This is a genomic window from Pseudomonas sp. PDM30 (genome assembly GCF_019218985.1).
GTDB classification, from domain to species: Bacteria; Pseudomonadota; Gammaproteobacteria; order Pseudomonadales; family Pseudomonadaceae; genus Aquipseudomonas; species Aquipseudomonas jessenii.
The window spans coordinates 47391-64458 of the sequence record NZ_JAHUWM010000011.1; the positions used below are offsets into that span (position 1 = coordinate 47391).

Consider the following 17068-nt stretch of genomic DNA (forward strand, 5'->3'; position numbering starts at 1 on the left):
CACCATTCGCGAGCAAGCCCGCTCCCACAGGGTACACGCGGTCCCTGTGGGAGAGGGCTTGCTCGCGAAGGCGCCCTCAACTCTGAAACATCAGGTGCGATTTTCCCCTCCCTAAGCTAACCTGCGACCAAGTTTTACGAGGTCGACTATGCACATTCATATTCTTGGTATCTGCGGCACTTTCATGGGGTCAATGGCGGTTCTGGCCAAAGAGCTGGGCCATCACGTGACGGGCTCCGATGCCAACGTCTATCCGCCGATGAGCACTCAGCTGGAAGCCCAGGGCATTGAATTGACCCAAGGCTACGACCCGGCGCAACTCGATCCGGCCCCTGATCTGGTGGTGATCGGCAACGCCATGTCCCGGGGCAACCCGGCTGTGGAGTACGTGCTGAACAAAGGCCTGCCCTACGTCTCCGGCCCACAATGGCTGGCCGATCACGTGCTGCAAGGTCGCTGGGTACTGGCGGTTGCCGGTACGCACGGCAAGACCACCACCAGCAGCATGTTGGCCTGGGTGCTGGAACACGCGGGCATGAGTCCGGGCTTCCTGATCGGTGGCGTGCCGCAGAATTTCTCGGTGTCGGCGCGCCTGGGTGGCACGCCGTTCTTCGTCATCGAAGCCGACGAATATGACAGCGCCTTTTTCGACAAGCGCTCCAAGTTCGTGCACTACCGCCCGCGCACGGCAATCCTGAACAATCTCGAATTCGATCACGCGGATATCTTCCCGGACCTGCCGGCCATCGAGCGGCAGTTCCATCACTTGGTGCGGACCATTCCGAGCGAAGGCCTGGTGATTCATCCGACCACCGAGCCGGCGCTGCAGCGTGTCATCGAGATGGGCTGCTGGACTCCGGTGCAGACCACGGGTGCCGGCGGCCAGTGGCAGGTCAAGTTGCTCAGCGAAGACGGCTCGGCCTTCGAAGTGATGTTTGAAGGTGTTTCCCAAGGCGTGGTCGAGTGGGACATGACCGGTCAGCACAACGTCGCCAACGCACTGGCTACCCTGGCTGCGGCGCGCCACGTCGGCGTCGTGCCGTCCATGGGCATCGCCGCGTTGAGCGCCTTCAAAAGCGTGAAGCGCCGGATGGAAAAAGTTGCGGAAGTGGGTGGCGTCACCATTTATGACGACTTCGCTCACCACCCGACCGCCATTGCCACCACGCTGGATGGCCTGCGCAAACGCATCGGCGATGCGCCGTTGATCGCGATCATCGAGCCGCGTTCCAACTCCATGAAGCTTGGCGCGCACCGCGACGGATTGCCGGAAAGCGTGGTCGATGCCGATCAGGTGATCTGGTACGCCCCGGCCAACCTCGGTTGGGACCTGGCGGCCACGGCGGCGCTGTGCACCGTGCCGTCGATTGTCAGCGACTCCCTGGAAGGCATCATCGAACGCGTGAAGAGTCAGGCGCAACCAGGCACTCACGTGGTGATCATGAGCAACGGCGGCTTCGGCGGCCTGCACGGCAAACTCGCCGAGGCGCTAAAATGAACAACGGCCCGGACCGCATCACCCTGGCGATGACCGGCGCTTCCGGTGCTCAGTACGGTTTGCGCCTGCTCGACTGCCTGGTGCGGGAAGATCGTGAAGTGCACTTCCTGATTTCCAAGGCAGCGCAATTGGTGATGGCCACCGAAACCGACGTCACGCTGCCGGCCAAGCCGCAGATGATGCAGGCGTTCCTCACCGAATACACGGGGGCTGCCGCCGGGCAGATTCGCGTGTATGGCAAGGAAGACTGGATGTCGCCGGTGGCTTCGGGCTCCGGTTCGCCGGCGGCGATGGTGGTGGTGCCGTGTTCCACCGGCACTCTGTCGGCTATTGCCACCGGTGCCTGCAACAACCTGATCGAGCGTGCCGCCGACGTGACGCTTAAAGAACGTCGGCAGTTGATCCTGGTACCCCGTGAAGCACCGTATTCGAGCATCCATCTGGAGAACATGCTCAAGTTGTCGAACATGGGCGTGACGATTCTGCCGGCATCGCCGGGCTTCTATCATCAACCGCAAACCATCGATGACCTGATCGACTTTGTCGTGGCGCGGATCCTTAACGTGCTCAATATTCCTCAGGACATGTTGCCGCGCTGGGGCGAGCATCATCTGACCAGCGATGAATAAGCTACTGGTGATGTTGCTGGCGCTGCAATTGGCCGGGTGCGCCACGGCGCGCACCCTCGATGCGGCCAAGCCGGGGGCGCCGGTGGTGTACGCCGGGACTCGCCTGGATTTGTACGCAATGAACGGTGGGTGCTGTGCGATGGACCGATTCGGCGCCGAAGCACCGACCTATCCGGGTGTTGATCTGCCGGCCAGTGCGTTGCTCGACACGCTGCTGTTGCCACTGTCGTTGCTGACGGTGATAGGGGTGAGTTTTCAGGCGACGGGTGGATTGTAGGTATAGCGCTTTTGTGGCGAGGGGGCTTGCCCCCGTTGGGCTGCGAAGCAGCCCCAAAACCGGCCATCTCCATTTTTCTGATACATCGCAAGTTCCATATTTACGACTGCTACGCAGCCGAACGGGGCGGTGCGGCGTTCCGACAAGCCCCATCGCCACAGGTTCGCGCTTTACTTGCCCAACTTCCTCAGCTCATCCGACTCGACAATTCTGATCCCGTCCTGCTCTTCCAGTGCCAGGCGCCACATCGCGCGAGCCAGTTGGCAGGCTTCGATACCATGGTATTTACCAGGGATCAGCCGAGATAACGGGCCGGCGACTTTCTCGCCCAGTCGCGGCTCGGTGCGATCACCCAGCAACAGCGAAGGGCGGCAGATGGTCAGCTGCGGCCAGTCCTGCGCACGCAGTGCGTACTCCATCTCGCCTTTGACCCGGTTGTAGAGAATCGAGGATCTGCGATCGGCTCCCAGAGCACTGATCACGATCAGGTGCCGTGCGCCCATCTCCCGTGCGCGTTTGGCAAAGGCCACGACCATGTCCAGGTCCACCGCGCGGAACGCCTGTTCCGAGCCTGCCTGTTTGATGGTGGTGCCCAGGCAACAGTAGGCGATGTCGACACGGCCGTTCAGCTGCGGCAGAAACTCCGCCGGGTCGCCGACGGGGTTTTCAAGGTGCGGGTGCTCGGCCAATGGCCTGCGTGAGGGGGCCAATACCCGTGTAATCGTCGGCTCGTTAAGCAGGCGATCAAGCAGATGTTCACCGGTCAGGCCGGTGGCTCCGGCAAGCAATACGTGCTGAGGCGTCAAGTACATAGTGTTTCTCCCTTGATACTATTCAGCTTAGTTGCTGTTTGCATCCTTGCTTTCGATGGACGCACTTTGCAGTGCTTTTCGTGCCTGCTGTTTGCGCAGGAGTTGCCAATGCGAGAGGACGGTTTTCGGTGCCCAGATCTGTGGTTCGGACGCTTCGAAACCGTCCGCCAGCTCACGTTCGGCGACGTTGGCCTTGGCCAGTTTGAAGGCTTGTTCCAGGTCATCGGTCTGGTTCAGGGCCTGGGCGAACAGGGCATCTCCGAAATAAGTGAAGTTGGCTTCCTCCGAGCAACCGAAGGACACTCGGTCGGCCCGCGAGGCCGTCATGATCAGGGTCCGCTCATCCTTGAGGGCGGGAATGAAACCGCCGGAGTAGCAGGACGAAATCACGATGATCTTGTCGCGGTTTTTCAGGGGGGCGAGAACAGCGGCCAATTCGTCGGCTGGCAGATCGGCCAATTCCATGCGTGGCTGGTCAAGCACCAGTTCGTGTTCGTTGGTGCCGTGGCTGGTCAGGTAGATGAAAATCAGGTCTTCCGGACCGCTGCGTTCGGCCAGCGTCAGGGCAGCCCGGCGCAGGTTTTCCCGGGTAGCCATCGGGCGGTCGGCGAGGTGGTCACGATGGTTCACCAGGCGGATCTGGCCAAGGGTGCGAAAACGAGTGGTGAGCATGTTGGCGACGTAGTCGGATTCGCGCAGAAACACGCTTTGCTTGCCATCACCCCCCAGGGTCAACGAATACAGCTCCACCGCCGGCGTCGAGTGTGGAACGTTGGCCAGCGCTGCGTCGAGCAGGCGGCCCTGGGCCAGCAGGCCGAGTTCCAGGGTGTCGGGCAATAATTTGCCTTCGGTGTCGCGTACGCGCTGGCCGTTGATCCAGGTGCCGCTGAGCACGGTGCCATCGGTCAACACCAATGTGCCGCGCCCTTGGTAACTGTCGTTGTCGAACTGGCCGGTGTAAAAGCTGCCGTCGGACAGGTTCAGGCGGCCCTGGCCGGAAAAACGCCAGTCATTGAACTGACCGATGTAGTGGCTGCCGTCAGTGCCGATCAACTCGCCCTTGCCGTTCAGCGAGCCTTCCTTGAACTGTCCCAGCCAGACATCGCCGTCGGCGTTTTCGTAGCGGCCCTTGCCGTGCAGTTGATTGTTCTTGAAGCTGCCGACATAGATGTCGCCGTCGGCGCTGTTGAAAGTCCCGTTGCCTTCCAGCTGACCGTCGACGAAGTGCCCGGTGAACTGATTGCCGTTGCCGTCGCCGCGCTGGCCTTCGCCATTGGGTTTGCCGTGGGCGAACTGGCCCTGATAGGAGCTGCCGTCTTCGAGTTCGAGGCGACCCAGGCCGGCGTATTGATCGGCCTTGAACTCTCCACGATAGCTCATGCCGTTTTCTTTGAGGGTACCTTCGCCGTTGCGCCGGCCGGCCTTGAAGCCGCCGCTGTAGCTGCTGGCGTTGGTGGTCAATGCCCCCTGGCCGTCGAACAGTCCCTGGTTGAACTGACCGCGATAGACTTCGCCATTGCTGCCATGCCATTCGCCCTGGCCCTGCCACTGGCCCTTGTCGAATTCGCCGGCGTACCAGCTGCCGTTCGGGTAGTCGATACGCCCCTTGCCTTGCAGCAAGCCATTGACCAGGTCACCGCGATAACGTCCGCCGTCCGGCAGGCGGGCGTCAGGAGGAAATGGCGATTCGCCGTCGCCGCAAGCGGTGAGCATCAAGGTCAAGGCAAGGAGTGCAAGTGGGCGCATAGCGGATTCCGGGCAATTAGGCGAGGGAGTATGCCGCAGCTATGTGTCCTTAATATAGGGTGAGGTTCCGCGTGAGGGCGCGAAACAGCATGAGCTGCTTCGCATCCGGCAAGGTTTATACGAAGCACAGAGACAGGGGTTCGGCGATGTACGCCGGTTTGTCCGAACCTTCGATTTCCAGGGTGGTGGTGGCCTTGAGGAGCCACTGGCCGGGTTTCTTCTCGATGACTTCGGTCAGGTCGACTTTCAGGCGCACTTTCGAATTGACCTTGACCGGCTGGATGAAGCGCACGCTGTCGAGTCCGTAGTTGACCACCATCTTCAAGCCTTCGGGCATGACGAGGATGTCTTCCATCAGTTTCGGGATCAGCGACAACGACAGGAAGCCGTGAGCGATGGTGCTGCCAAATGGCGTTTGCGCGGCCTTGACCGGGTCGACGTGGATGAACTGAAAATCCCCTGTGGCTTCGGCGAACAGGTTGATGCGGTCCTGATCGATAGTGAGCCATTCGGAACGTCCAAGTTCCTTGCCGACATAATCTTTGAGCTCCGCAACTGGAACATAGGGCATTGAGACTCTCCTTGGGTTCATCGGTTTTATAGTTTTGGCTTGCGGGGATCTGACCTCCCGGCTTACTACTTTAGATCAACATGGCCAAACGCAGCGGTCAACTGACAATGCTTTTGGCGAATGCCGGTCTATAGCGCGAGCATGCTTATAATGCCCGGCCAATGCGGGTGACGGATTTTGCGGGAGAACTTTGATGTTGTTACGGGGCCTGACGTGGCTGGTGCTGTTCCAATTGCTCGGCACTGCGCTCAATCATTTGTTCTTGCCGGTGCTGCCGGGGCCGATTGTGGGGTTGCTGCTGTTGCTGGTGTACCTCATCTGTCGCGGGCAGGTTGGCGAGCCGCTGAACCTGGCGGCCAGTAGCCTGTTGCGTTACCTGCCGCTGTTGCTGGTGCCGCCGGCTGTGGGCGTGATGGTCTACGCCGCTGACATCGCGGCGGATTTCTGGGCCATTGTCGGTGCGCTGGTATTGTCGCTGCTGCTTTCCATGGCCTTCGCCGGGGTGCTGATGCATCGTATGGTCAAGGGGCACGCTCACTCCGAGGACAGCCAATGATCTTCGACTGGCACGGCGCCTGGACGTCGGTGATTCATCATCCCCTGTTTGGTATCGGCATTACTCTTGGCGCCTATCAACTCGTCCTGGCGGCATTCGAGAAAACCCGCTGGATCTTTTTGCAGCCGGTGTTGGTCTCCATGTTGTTGGTGATCGGCGTGCTGGTGGGCTGCGGCCTGACCTATGCCGAGTACCGCAAGAGCACCGAGATTCTCAGCATCCTGCTCGGCCCGGCCACTGTCGCACTGGCGGTGCCGCTTTATCTCAACCTGCGACGGATTCGGCAGTTGTTCTGGCCGATATTTACTACGCTGGTGATAGGTGGGGTGGTGGCCACGGGGATGGGCGTGTTGCTGGGCTGGTCGTTCGGTGCCGAGCACATGATCCTGATGACCATGGCGCCGAAATCGGTGACTTCGCCTATCGCTATGTTGGTGGCCGAGCAGATCGGTGGTGTCGCGGCGCTGGCAGCGGTGTTCGTCTTGATTACGGGTGTGATCGGCGCGATTTTCGGCCCGGCGTTGTTGACCCGGCTGGGTGTGCATAGCCCGGAAGCCAGGGGTATGGCACTGGGCATGACGGCCCACGCGGTCGGCACGGCAGTGGCGATGCAGGAAAGTGAAGAGTGCGGCGCCTTCGCGGCGCTGGCGATGAGCCTGATGGGTGTGGCCACGGCGGTGCTCCTGCCGTTGGCGGTGTCGATGGTGGTGTAAGGAAATGTCTATGAGTCTGCCGCTTTTTCCGCTCAATACAGTGCTGTTTCCAGGCTGCATCCTCGACTTGCAGATCTTCGAGGCGCGCTATCTGGACATGATCGGCCGCTGCATGAAGCAGGGCGGCGGTTTCGGCGTGGTGTGCATCCTCGATGGCGAAGAAGTCGGGATCGCCCCGGCCGGCTATGCACTGGTGGGCTGCGAAGCGCTGATCACCGATTTCAAACAACAGGACAACGGCCTGCTGGGGATTCGGGTTCAGGGCGGACGGCGTTTCCATGTATTACGAACGGAAGTCCAGCGCGATCAGTTGATCGTCGCCGAGGTCGAGTGGTTGGAAGACGAACCCGAGCAACCCTTGCAGGACGAAGATGCCGACCTGGTTGCGTTGCTCAAGGCCTTGGCTGAGCACCCGATGGTCGAAGCGTTGAACATGGGCACTGAGGCGACCGGGCAACAATCACTGGCCAATCAATTGGCGTACCTGTTGCCTTTCGCGGAACTGGACAAGATCGACCTGCTGCAACTTGATGATCCGCAGCAACGACTGGATGCGATTCAGGCGTTGCTGGATGAGTTGCAGGGGGAGTTGTTTGCCTGAGTGATTTTGGCGAACTTCCGATGGCTTGGCTGTATTTATTTCTAATAACTAAAAGTGATGGTTTGTATTGAGTGTTCACACGGTGGTGATTATATTTGCTGCGTCTGCATGAGGCGGGCGTTACATATATAAGGAGCTGTTATTGTGAAGAATTTTACTGGTGCCGAGCGTGCTTTGTGGGAGTTGTGCTTTTCTCGAATTATGGTCAACTATGTTTCTGCGCAATCACCGCAGGGCGAAGTTCAGTTTGCCGCGGACTCTGCAGCCAATGCGGCCAATGCGTTGATCCTGGTGCGTCGTTCGGGCCTGAATGGTGATCGTGATAATTATGAGCAGCGGCTTTGGGATAGTTATGTAGGGGACGCTATGATCAAGTTTTCGACTGAGGTTCGTTGGAAACTTGAAGACTATGTTGTCATTGCCGGCCGCGTTGCCAAAAATGCCGATTCAGCCGTTGCGAAGTATCGCGGCACGGAAGGTTCGGAACTGCCAAGCTTTCCATTCGGAAGCTAAGTCGTAATATGGTTGTTTGGTAGTTGATGGTAAAGCGATTCCTTGAATGACGTTTTGTGGGCTGATGTTCCATTTGCGCCAAGGGATGAACGCAGGCTTCAAGAACTCCATAACACCCTGTGGGAGCGAGCTTGCCCGCGAAGAGGCTCTTTCAGTCGATACGGATATCGCCTGACTCTCCGCCTTCGCGGGCAGGCCCGCCCCCACAGGATTCGATTTACTTCAGGTCCGACTCAGTCAGCTCAACACAAAGTAATCGCGATCTTCGAGCGGGCTAGTTCGACCTGCTGCAACTCGATGATCCGCAGCAGCGACTGAGTGCGATTCAGGCGTTACTGGATGAATTGCAGGGGGAGTTGTTTGCCTGAGCAGCATTTGGCAAACATTGCACACGATTGCCAGCATTGCTGGGTACCGGTGTTTTGATTAGTTTGGGATTGCCCGTATAAAGCGGGCCACTTAAAAATATCAAAAGGATTTCAATGATGACTATTTTCACCAATGAGTGGGCGGCATGGGAAGCGGCCGCTGTAGGTTACCTGCTAAAACATGCAAGTTTTGGTCAGCCCTTCGAGGATACTGCAATTGCAGCAAGCCGGCTCGCTGATGCACTGATTCTGGAAATGCGTAAACGTCAACGTGCCTGATTGCAATTAGCTGAACGCATTCAAAAAGAACCCCGTCATATTGGTCGGGGTTCTTTTTTTATGAGAGGCCGAGATAAAACTGCACTCTTTTTAGTAGGCATACCGCAACATCGTATGGGGCAAGTGCCGCAATACGAAGAAGCCGAACAGGGCGACCAACGCCGGTAGCAGCAGCCACCAGACCTTGGGCGGCATTGCGTTCAGTGGTGCCTGACGTTGATTCAGCCAGAGGCTGGCTGCGCAGACACAGGCCGCCAGCATTGCACCTGCCAATACATCCGTCGGCCAATGTGCGCCGAGGTAAACCCTGGAGAGGGCAATCGCCAAGGCTGGAATGCAACCCAGTAGTAACCAGGTCAATCGCATCCGTGGCGGTTGTCCACGCCCGGCAAGTACGGCGAGGGTTAGAAACAGCGCAAAAGAACCCGAGGCGTGACCACTTGGCATGCTGTAACTGGTCAGTGGATCGCTCAGGACTTCCGGACGTACGCGAGCGAAGAAGTGTTTGGTCGCGGTGTTGGCCAGTGCCGTGCAGAGCAGGGTGCTGCAGGCGAAGATCGCTTGCGGCCATTGCCTGGCGATTACCAGTAGCGCTACGAGCAAAGCACTGAACACCAGCATGTTGCGGAATTCGCCGATCAGTGTGAAGACTACGGCTACTTCATCGAGCATCGGATTGCGATGCTCTTGCACCAGTGTCATCACGCCCTGATCGAGCGCGCTCAGATGCGAATAGCCGATAAACAACCCTGCCAGAATCAGAAAACTCATGCCGGTGATGAACATCGTGGCATTGCGATGCCGGCGCAGGCTACTGGTTGCGCTCAAGCCGACCATCACAGCAATGCTGCCGACAACAACTCCGGCCTGGAGCCAGAAGCCTTCGGGCAATGGCAAGCGGATTGCCGCGCCCGTGGCCCAGCCAGGCATCAGATAAGCCAACGACCAACCCGCGCCAGCCAACAGGCTGACAGCGAAGAAGCGCGGGAAAGGCATGTCGCACATTCCGGCCACCATCGGCAGCATTGGCCGCAAGGGGCCGATAAAGCGCCCAACCAGCAGGCTGGCGATGCCGTAGCGCTGGAAGTATGACTCGGCTCCGGCGATCCATTCCGGATGATGGCGCAAGCCCGGCAGGCGCCGGATGTTCTGATGGAAGTGCCGTCCCAGAAAATACGAAATGACGTCACCCAGCACCCCGGCGACGAAACCCAGCAAGAGCGTCTCACTGAGCGTCAGTGCGCCACTGCCTGCCAGTACCGCCACGGCGAACAGCAGCACCGTGCCGGGAACGATCAGCCCGGCAATCGCCAGGCATTCCACAAAGGCCACGATGAATACCGCTGCCGCCAGCCATTGCGGGTTGGCCGCCAACCATCCGGTCACGCTATCGAGCCATGGGCCCATAAAAACCACTCCATCAAATGTTCAATTTTCTACTTGTAGGCGCGAGCCTGCTCGCGATAGCGCACTTTGAGTCAACGGTGATGTTGATTGTGCTGACCTCATCGCGAGCAGGCTCGCTCCTACAGAAGATTCCTTCAGTTTCAAAATCCGGATCGGTCTCAGGACAGTACAAAATAATCGCGACCTTCGACCTGTCCCCGTCGTAGCGGGTTGCGCGTGCAATAAGCTGCGTAGGCCGCATCGACGAAGCGGTACATCAGGTGTTCATCGCGCCCGTGGGGAATGCCCAGACGCGTGGTCTGGATGATGTGGGCGGGCGTCTGCCCTACGTGTTCTACCAGCAGCACTTCATGGTCGAAGCGTTTGGCGTCCCATACCGGCACTTTCAGGCCCAGCGCCTTGCAGAGCAGGGTTTGCCCGGCACAGAGTTTTTGTGACGGGCGAGGGTGGCCCTGGGCATCGGGATTGTTCAGTAGCATCTGCGCCAGGCTGGCCGGCCCGCTCAATTGATCGACCCACGGGTAGGCGGATTTGATCAGTACCGCGTTTCCCGGCCCCTGAGCACTGAAGTTCAGTGAGTCGCCGCCCCGAGCGTAATACATATAGATGTGGCCACCATCCAGAAACAAAGCCTTACGCTTTTCTGTGTAGCCGAGGGATGCGTGGCTGCCCTTTTCCGCGCAGTAGTAGGCCTCGGTCTCGATAATTCGGGCGCTGAGCCACAGGTCGCCCACTCGATGGCGAATGACTTTGCCCAGTAAATCCCGGGCCAGAATTTGCGCGTCACGGTCGAAAAACGCGTCCGGGAGACCCGTGGGCAGGCTCGCGGCGGACGCTCGAACAGTCAGATTGGACATGATGACCGGCATTTGTCAGGGCTGAATGAGTCGTGATGATAACAATTTGCAGCTTAATCCCGGCTGAACATCGGCAATTTGCCCTCCATTTCGACCATCCGCCCGTCACCGCTGTTAGTCGGTGGGCGCGACAGCTATAATCTGTCGCTTTACTCTTTACCAAGACCTAATCAAAGACCACGCCAGACCATGACTGAGTCCGTTCTTGACTACATGACCCGCCTGGGTCGCGCTGCCCGCGAAGCTTCCCGCGTGATCGGCCGTGCCAGTACCGCGCAGAAAAACCGCGCCCTGCAGGCCGCCGCCAACGCGCTGGACGCTGCCCGCGCCGAGCTGACGGCGGCCAATGAACAGGATTTGGCTGCCGGTCGCGCCAATGGTCTTGAGCCGGCCCTGCTTGAGCGCCTGGCACTGACCCCGGCGCGTATCGACGGCATGATCGTCGGCCTGCGTCAGGTGGCAGCCCTGCCGGACCCGGTCGGCGCTATCCGTGACATGAGTTTCCGCCCGTCCGGTATTCAGGTCGGCAAGATGCGCGTGCCACTGGGCGTGATCGGAATCATCTACGAGTCGCGACCGAACGTGACCATCGATGCGGCCAGTCTGTGCCTGAAATCCGGTAACGCGACCATCTTGCGTGGCGGTTCCGAGGCCATTCATTCCAATCGCGCCATCGCCGCCTGCATTCAGCGCGGCCTGGCCGAGGCCGATCTGCCGGCCGCGGTGGTGCAAGTGGTCGAAACCACCGATCGCGCTGCCGTCGGCGCGCTGATCACCATGCCTGAATACGTTGATGTCATCGTGCCGCGCGGCGGTCGTGGCCTGATCGAGCGCGTCAGCCGTGATGCCCGTGTCCCGGTGATCAAGCACCTGGACGGCATCTGCCACGTTTACGTGAGTGAACACGCCGATCTGGCCAAGGCACAGCGCATCGCGTTCAATGCCAAGACTTACCGTTATGGCATCTGCGGTGCCATGGAAACGCTGCTGGTGGACCACACCGTTGCCAAGGATTTCCTGCCGGCGATGGCGGCACAGTTCCGCGAAAAAGGCGTCGAACTGCGCGGCTGCGAGCGTACTCGAGCAATCATCGATGCCGTGGCCGCTACCGAAGAAGACTGGAGCACCGAGTACCTGGCGGCAATTTTGTCGATCCGCGTGGTCGACGGACTGGGACAGGCCATCGAGCACATCAATCATTACGGCTCCCATCACACCGATTCGATTGTCAGCGAACATCAGGGCGACACCCGGCGTTTCGTGGCTGAAGTCGACTCCTCGTCGGTGATGATCAATACCCCGACATGCTTCGCCGATGGCTTCGAATACGGATTGGGTGCCGAGATCGGCATTTCTACTGATAAGCTGCACGCCCGCGGCCCGGTGGGCCTCGAGGGACTGACCTGCGAGAAGTACATCGTGGTCGGCGACGGGCAGTTGCGCGGACAGGAGCCGGTCTGACTTGGGCGACTTCGACCCGTCAGCCCCGGTCACCATCAGCGAGCCAGCCCCTCGCCGCATTGGTGTGCTGGGCGGAACGTTCGACCCGGTGCACATCGGCCATTTGCGCGGTGCGCTGGAAGTCGCCGAAACACTTGCGCTCGATGAGTTGCGCCTGACACCCAGTGCCAGGCCGCCCCATCGGGACAAGCCGCAGGTGTCGGCAAAAGACCGTCTGGCGATGGTCGAGTGCGCGGTGGCCGGTGTGGCGCCGTTGGTGGTGGACGCCCGCGAATTGCAGCGGGACAAACCGTCCTACACCATTGATACCCTGGAACTGATGCGCGCCGAACTGGCCGTATCCGACCAGGTTTTTCTGCTTTTGGGCTGGGACGCTTTTTGCGGCCTGCCCACTTGGCACCGCTGGGAAGAGTTGCTCCAGCATTGCCATATCCTGGTGTTGCAACGCCCGGATGCCGACAGCGAACCGCCGGATGCCTTGCGCAACCTGCTGGCAGCGCGCTCGGTGAGCGACCCGCTGGCCCTCAAAGGGCCGAGCGGACAGATTGCATTCGTCTGGCAGACACCGCTCGCGGTATCCGCCACCCAGATCCGTCAACTGCTGGCCAGCGGTAAGTCGGTACGTTTCCTGGTGCCCGACGCGGTCCTGGCCTACATCGATGCGCACGGACTCTACCGTGCGTCGAACTGAATGGGAGTGCCTCAAGGCACGTGGCAACAACGTGTATTGAAGCGCCCGAACAAACGAGCAAAACGAGTTTTATATGACGAGCAACAACGAAAGCAAAGTAAAACGCAAAGGCACATTCAAGAGTGCCCCGCTGCCGGAAAAGGTCCTCGCCGCCGAGCCGCCTAAAGGCGACGAGCTGGTCAAGATCGCCGTAGCTGCCCTTGAAGACGTCAAGGCCCAGGACGTGCTGGTGATTGATGTTCGCGACAAGCAGAGCATCACTGACTACATGATCATCGCCACCGGTACCTCCAACCGCCAGATCGGCGCGATGCTGGACAAGGTTCGCGAGGCCGTCAAAGCCCTGGGTATCAAGCCGCTGGGTGAAGAAGGCAAGGGCGACAGCGACTGGGTGCTGTTGGACATGGACGACGTGATCGTTCACATGATGACCTCCAACGCCCGTCAGTTCTACGACCTGGAGCGCCTGTGGAAAGGTGCCGAGCAGAGCCGTGCGGCCGATGGCAAGCACCACAGCCCTGAAGTTGGTCACGAGCACTTCAACAAGCTCAACAAAGACCAGGAATAAGGGACCGCTGTGCGACTGCGACTGATCGCCGTCGGTTCACGCATGCCCAAGTGGGTGGAAGAAGGCTGGCATGAATATGCCAAGCGTCTTCCGTCCGAGCTGGCGCTGGAACTGGTGGAAATTCCGCTCAATACCCGTGGCAAGAACGCCGACGTGGCCCGTTTCATCCGTCAGGAAGGCGAAGCCATGCTGGCCAAGGTCGGGCCGAACGAGCGGATTGTCACTCTCGAAGTCCATGGCAAGCCCTGGAGTACCGAGCAACTGGCGGTTGAGCTCGATCGCTGGCGGCTGGACTCGCGCACTGTCAACTTCATGGTCGGTGGCCCCGAAGGGCTGGCGCCGGAAGTCTGTGCCCGGGCTGACCAGCGCTGGTCGTTGTCGCCGCTGACCTTGCCGCACCCGCTGGTGCGGATCCTGATCGGCGAACAGATGTACCGTGCCTGGACCGTGCTGTCCGGTCACCCTTACCACAAGTAGTTCTGCCCTCATGTCCCAGCCGATCCGCATCAAGGACCACGAAAAAGACGCCCGTCTGGTGCGTGGTCGCGTCGTGTTCGGGGCCATTGCAGTGGTGGCGCTGATTGCGGTGCTGATCGCGCGTCTGTATTTCCTTCAGGTGATCCAGTACGAGTACCACTCGACCCTGTCGGAAAACAACCGCGTCCACGTGCAGCCGATTCCGCCGACTCGCGGGCTGATTTTCGACCGCAACGGCGTGGTGATTGCCGATAACCGGCCGAGTTTCAGCCTGAGCATGACCCGCGAGCGTTCCGGCGACTGGCAGCAGGTGCTCGACGTGATCGTCGAAGTGCTGGAACTGACGCCCGAGGACCGGGTGATCTTCGAGAAGCGCATGCGTCAGGGGCGCCGGCCGTTCGAGCCGGTGCCGATCCTGTTTGAGCTGAGCGAAGAGCAGATCGCCCGGATCGCCGTTAACCAGTTCCGCCTGCCGGGCGTGGAAGTGGTCGCGCAGTTGGTTCGTCACTATCCCCAGGGGGCGCACTTTGCTCACTCGGTGGGCTACATGGGGCGGATCAACGAGAAAGAGCTCAAGTCGCTGGACCCGGTCAATTACAGCGGCACCCACCACATCGGCAAAACCGGCATCGAGCGTTTCTACGAGCCTGAATTGCACGGCCAGGTGGGTTACGAGGAAGTCGAGACCAACGCCAGGGGCCGCGTACTGCGCGTTCTCAAGCGTACCGATCCGATTCCCGGCAAGGACATCGTCCTGAGCCTGGACATCAAATTGCAGGAAGCCGCCGAAGCTGCGCTCGGTGGTCGTCGTGGCGCGGTGGTAGCGCTGGACCCGAAAACCGGCGAAGTGCTGGCGATGGTCAGCCAACCGAGTTTCGACCCGAACCTGTTCGTCACCGGCATCAGCTTCAAGGCCTATTCCGAGCTGCGCGACTCCATCGACCGGCCGCTGTTCAACCGCGTGCTGCGTGGCCTGTACCCGCCGGGTTCGACCATCAAGCCCGCGGTGGCGATTGCCGGTCTGGACGCGGGCGTGGTGACGGCGTCGTCTCGAGTGTTCGACCCGGGTTACTACATGCTGCCCAACTACGATCACAAATACCGTAACTGGAATCGCACCGGTGACGGTTTCGTCGACCTCGATACGGCGATCATGCGTTCCAACGACACCTACTTCTATGACCTGGCCCACAAGCTGGGGATCGATCGGCTGTCGGCATACATGACCAAATTCGGCATCGGCCAGAAAGTCTCCCTGGACATGTTCGAAGAGTCGCCGGGGCTGATGCCGTCCCGCGAATGGAAACGTGCGACCCGCCGGCAGGCGTGGTTCCCGGGTGAAACGCTGATTCTGGGGATCGGCCAGGGCTATATGCAGTCGACCCCGTTGCAATTGGCCCAGGCCACTGCTCTGGTCGCCAACAAAGGCGTCTGGAACCGCCCACACCTGGCCAAGACCATCGAGGGCGTGAAGCCGGTGGATGAGAATCCGATGCCGGACATCATCCTGCGCGACCCCTCGGACTGGACCAGGGTCAACCACGGCATGCAGCAGGTTATGCATGGTGCCCGCGGTACGGCGCGCAAAGCCTCGATCGGCGCGCAATACCGGATCGCCGGCAAGTCGGGTACGGCCCAGGTGGTCGCGATCAAACAGGGTGAGAAGTATGACCGTTCCAAGGTTCAGGAGCGCCATCGCGACCACGCCCTGTTCGTCGGTTTCGCGCCGGCCGACGACCCGAAAATCGTGGTGTCGGTGATGGTCGAGAACGGCGAGTCCGGCTCCGGCGTCGCCGCGCCAGTGGTGCGCCAAATCATGGATGCCTGGCTCCTGGACCAGGACGGTCGGTTGAAGCCCGAATACGCCAGCCCTATCAGTGCAGAGGCTACCGCCCGTGATGAATAACTTCGATCGCATGCTCTCCAGTGAGGATGTGATGCGTCGCCGTGCGACGCTGCTGCAACGCCTGCACATCGACGGCCCGTTGCTGATCCTGCTGCTGACCCTGGCGGCCGGCAGCCTGTTTGTACTCTATTCGGCCAGTGGCAAAAGCTGGGATCTGCTGGCCAAACAAGCCACTTCTTTCGGCATCGGCCTGGTGTCGATGATCGTCATCGCCCAGTTCGAGCCGCGCTTCATGGCCCGCTGGGTCCCGGTGGGTTATGTGATCGGCGTGCTGTTGCTGGTAGTCGTCGACGTCATGGGTCACAACGCCATGGGTGCTACCCGCTGGATCAACATTCCCGGGGTGATCCGCTTCCAGCCTTCGGAGTTCATGAAGATCCTGATGCCGGCGACCATCGCCTGGTACCTGTCCAAGCGCACCTTACCGCCGCAACTCAAGCATGTGGGGGTGAGCCTGTTCCTGATCGGCTTGCCATTCATCCTGATCGTGCGTCAGCCCGACCTCGGCACTTCATTGCTGATTCTGGCGGGAGGCGCCTTCGTGCTGTTCATGGGGGGGCTGCGCTGGCGCTGGATCCTCAGCGTGCTCGCTGCCGCCGTGCCGGTGTCCGTGGCCATGTGGTATTTCGTTATGCACGATTACCAGAAGCAGCGCGTCCTCACGTTCCTCGACCCGGAAAGTGACCCGCTAGGCACCGGCTGGAACATCATCCAGTCCAAGGCCGCCATCGGCTCCGGTGGGGTGTTCGGCAAGGGCTGGTTGCTGGGCACCCAGTCGCACCTGGACTTCCTGCCGGAAAGCCATACCGACTTCATCATTGCCGTATTGGGTGAAGAGTTCGGCCTGGTGGGGATCTGCGCGCTGTTGCTGATCTACCTGCTGTTGATCGGCCGCGGCCTGGTGATTACCGCCCAGGCGCAGACATTGTTCGGCAAGTTGCTCGCGGGCAGCCTGACCATGACGTTTTTTGTTTATGTTTTCGTCAACATCGGTATGGTCAGTGGCCTGTTGCCGGTGGTGGGGGTGCCGTTGCCGTTCATTAGCTACGGAGGAACTTCGCTGGTGACGCTACTGTCAGCGTTTGGGGTTTTGATGTCGATCCATACCCATCGCAAGTGGATCGCGCAGGTTTGAATA

The 17068-nt window shown here is 60.0% G+C and carries 19 protein-coding genes; 14 read left to right on the plus strand and 5 right to left on the minus strand.

What is annotated here, in order from left to right:
• Positions 1–148 precede the first annotated feature (148 nt).
• Genes mpl through KW840_RS23190 form a run of 3 tightly spaced genes read left to right on the plus strand, consistent with a single transcriptional unit; the run spans position 149 to position 2404 of the window.
• Positions 149–1498: a UDP-N-acetylmuramate:L-alanyl-gamma-D-glutamyl-meso-diaminopimelate ligase gene (gene mpl, locus KW840_RS23180; RefSeq protein ID WP_090451605.1), complete on the plus strand. Its 1350-nt coding sequence runs from the start codon at positions 149–151 to the stop codon at positions 1496–1498.
• A complete protein-coding gene (gene ubiX, locus KW840_RS23185) occupies positions 1495–2127 on the plus strand; it encodes a flavin prenyltransferase UbiX (RefSeq protein ID WP_057713147.1) in 633 nt (210 codons plus the stop codon). Before mpl ends, ubiX begins: the two co-directional genes overlap by 4 nt.
• Positions 2120–2404 carry a YceK/YidQ family lipoprotein gene (locus tag KW840_RS23190; protein ID WP_218497953.1) on the plus strand — a complete coding sequence of 95 codons (285 nt, stop codon included), beginning with the start codon at positions 2120–2122 and terminating at the stop codon, positions 2402–2404. The genes ubiX and KW840_RS23190 overlap by 8 nt, the downstream gene beginning before the upstream one ends.
• A gap of 170 nt (positions 2405–2574) precedes the next feature.
• Here the strand turns inward: KW840_RS23190 and KW840_RS23195 are convergent, their stop codons facing one another.
• The 3 genes from KW840_RS23195 to KW840_RS23205 all read right to left on the minus strand — a co-directional run bounded on the left by KW840_RS23195 (position 2575) and on the right by KW840_RS23205 (position 5533).
• Positions 2575–3216 carry an oxidoreductase gene (locus KW840_RS23195; RefSeq protein ID WP_057713149.1) on the minus strand — a complete coding sequence of 214 codons (642 nt, stop codon included), beginning with the start codon at positions 3214–3216 and terminating at the stop codon, positions 2575–2577.
• A 27-nt stretch (positions 3217–3243) separates the two neighbouring features.
• Positions 3244–4962 (minus strand): C13 family peptidase, encoded by a 1719-nt coding sequence (locus KW840_RS23200; protein WP_218497954.1) that lies wholly within the window; start codon positions 4960–4962, stop codon positions 3244–3246.
• Positions 4963–5077: 115 nt separating this feature from the next.
• The gene (locus KW840_RS23205; RefSeq protein WP_046041672.1) at positions 5078–5533 is read right to left on the minus strand and encodes a MaoC family dehydratase; all 456 of its coding nucleotides are present in this window, start codon (positions 5531–5533) and stop codon (positions 5078–5080) included.
• A gap of 193 nt (positions 5534–5726) precedes the next feature.
• Between KW840_RS23205 and KW840_RS23210 the strand changes: the two genes are divergently transcribed.
• The 5 genes from KW840_RS23210 (at position 5727) to KW840_RS23235 (ending at position 8563) form a co-directional block, all read left to right on the plus strand.
• A complete protein-coding gene (locus tag KW840_RS23210) occupies positions 5727–6089 on the plus strand; it encodes a CidA/LrgA family protein (RefSeq protein WP_057713152.1) in 363 nt (120 codons plus the stop codon).
• Entirely contained in the window at positions 6086–6802 is a 717-nt protein-coding gene (locus KW840_RS23215; RefSeq protein WP_057713153.1) for an LrgB family protein, read from the plus strand. The genes KW840_RS23210 and KW840_RS23215 overlap by 4 nt, the downstream gene beginning before the upstream one ends.
• Before the next feature lie 10 nt (positions 6803–6812).
• A complete protein-coding gene (locus KW840_RS23220) occupies positions 6813–7403 on the plus strand; it encodes an LON peptidase substrate-binding domain-containing protein (RefSeq protein ID WP_218497955.1) in 591 nt (196 codons plus the stop codon).
• A 144-nt stretch (positions 7404–7547) separates the two neighbouring features.
• Positions 7548–7916, plus strand: coding sequence for a hypothetical protein (locus KW840_RS23225; RefSeq protein WP_057713154.1), 369 nt, complete (start codon positions 7548–7550; stop codon positions 7914–7916).
• 485 nt (positions 7917–8401) lie between these two features.
• Positions 8402–8563 (plus strand): hypothetical protein, encoded by a 162-nt coding sequence (locus KW840_RS23235; RefSeq protein ID WP_157858919.1) that lies wholly within the window; start codon positions 8402–8404, stop codon positions 8561–8563.
• 90 nt (positions 8564–8653) lie between these two features.
• On the opposite strand, the gene KW840_RS23240 is transcribed toward KW840_RS23235, so the two are convergent.
• Positions 8654–9970, minus strand: a complete 1317-nt coding sequence (locus KW840_RS23240; RefSeq protein WP_057713155.1) for a bifunctional DedA family/phosphatase PAP2 family protein — start codon at positions 9968–9970, stop codon at positions 8654–8656.
• Positions 9971–10128: 158 nt separating this feature from the next.
• Complete coding sequence (locus tag KW840_RS23245; RefSeq protein WP_256353605.1) at positions 10129–10827, minus strand: DNA-3-methyladenine glycosylase; 699 nt, start codon at positions 10825–10827, stop codon at positions 10129–10131.
• Between the two features lie 189 nt (positions 10828–11016).
• On the opposite strand from KW840_RS23245, the gene KW840_RS23250 reads away from it, so the two are divergent.
• The 6 genes from KW840_RS23250 (at position 11017) to rodA (ending at position 17065) form a co-directional block, all read left to right on the plus strand.
• Complete coding sequence (locus KW840_RS23250; RefSeq protein WP_057713156.1) at positions 11017–12288, plus strand: glutamate-5-semialdehyde dehydrogenase; 1272 nt, start codon at positions 11017–11019, stop codon at positions 12286–12288.
• 1 nt (position 12289) lies between these two features.
• Positions 12290–12979, plus strand: a complete 690-nt coding sequence (gene nadD, locus KW840_RS23255) for a nicotinate-nucleotide adenylyltransferase (RefSeq protein WP_218497957.1) — start codon at positions 12290–12292, stop codon at positions 12977–12979.
• A gap of 73 nt (positions 12980–13052) precedes the next feature.
• Complete coding sequence (gene rsfS, locus KW840_RS23260; protein ID WP_007975896.1) at positions 13053–13547, plus strand: ribosome silencing factor; 495 nt, start codon at positions 13053–13055, stop codon at positions 13545–13547.
• A gap of 9 nt (positions 13548–13556) precedes the next feature.
• The gene (rlmH, locus tag KW840_RS23265; RefSeq protein ID WP_008052376.1) at positions 13557–14024 is read left to right on the plus strand and encodes a 23S rRNA (pseudouridine(1915)-N(3))-methyltransferase RlmH; all 468 of its coding nucleotides are present in this window, start codon (positions 13557–13559) and stop codon (positions 14022–14024) included.
• 10 nt (positions 14025–14034) lie between these two features.
• Entirely contained in the window at positions 14035–15930 is a 1896-nt protein-coding gene (gene mrdA / locus KW840_RS23270) for a penicillin-binding protein 2 (RefSeq protein WP_057713157.1), read from the plus strand.
• Between the two features lie 31 nt (positions 15931–15961).
• Positions 15962–17065 (plus strand): rod shape-determining protein RodA, encoded by a 1104-nt coding sequence (rodA, locus tag KW840_RS23275; protein ID WP_057716556.1) that lies wholly within the window; start codon positions 15962–15964, stop codon positions 17063–17065.
• The last annotated feature ends 3 nt before the right edge of the window (positions 17066–17068 follow it).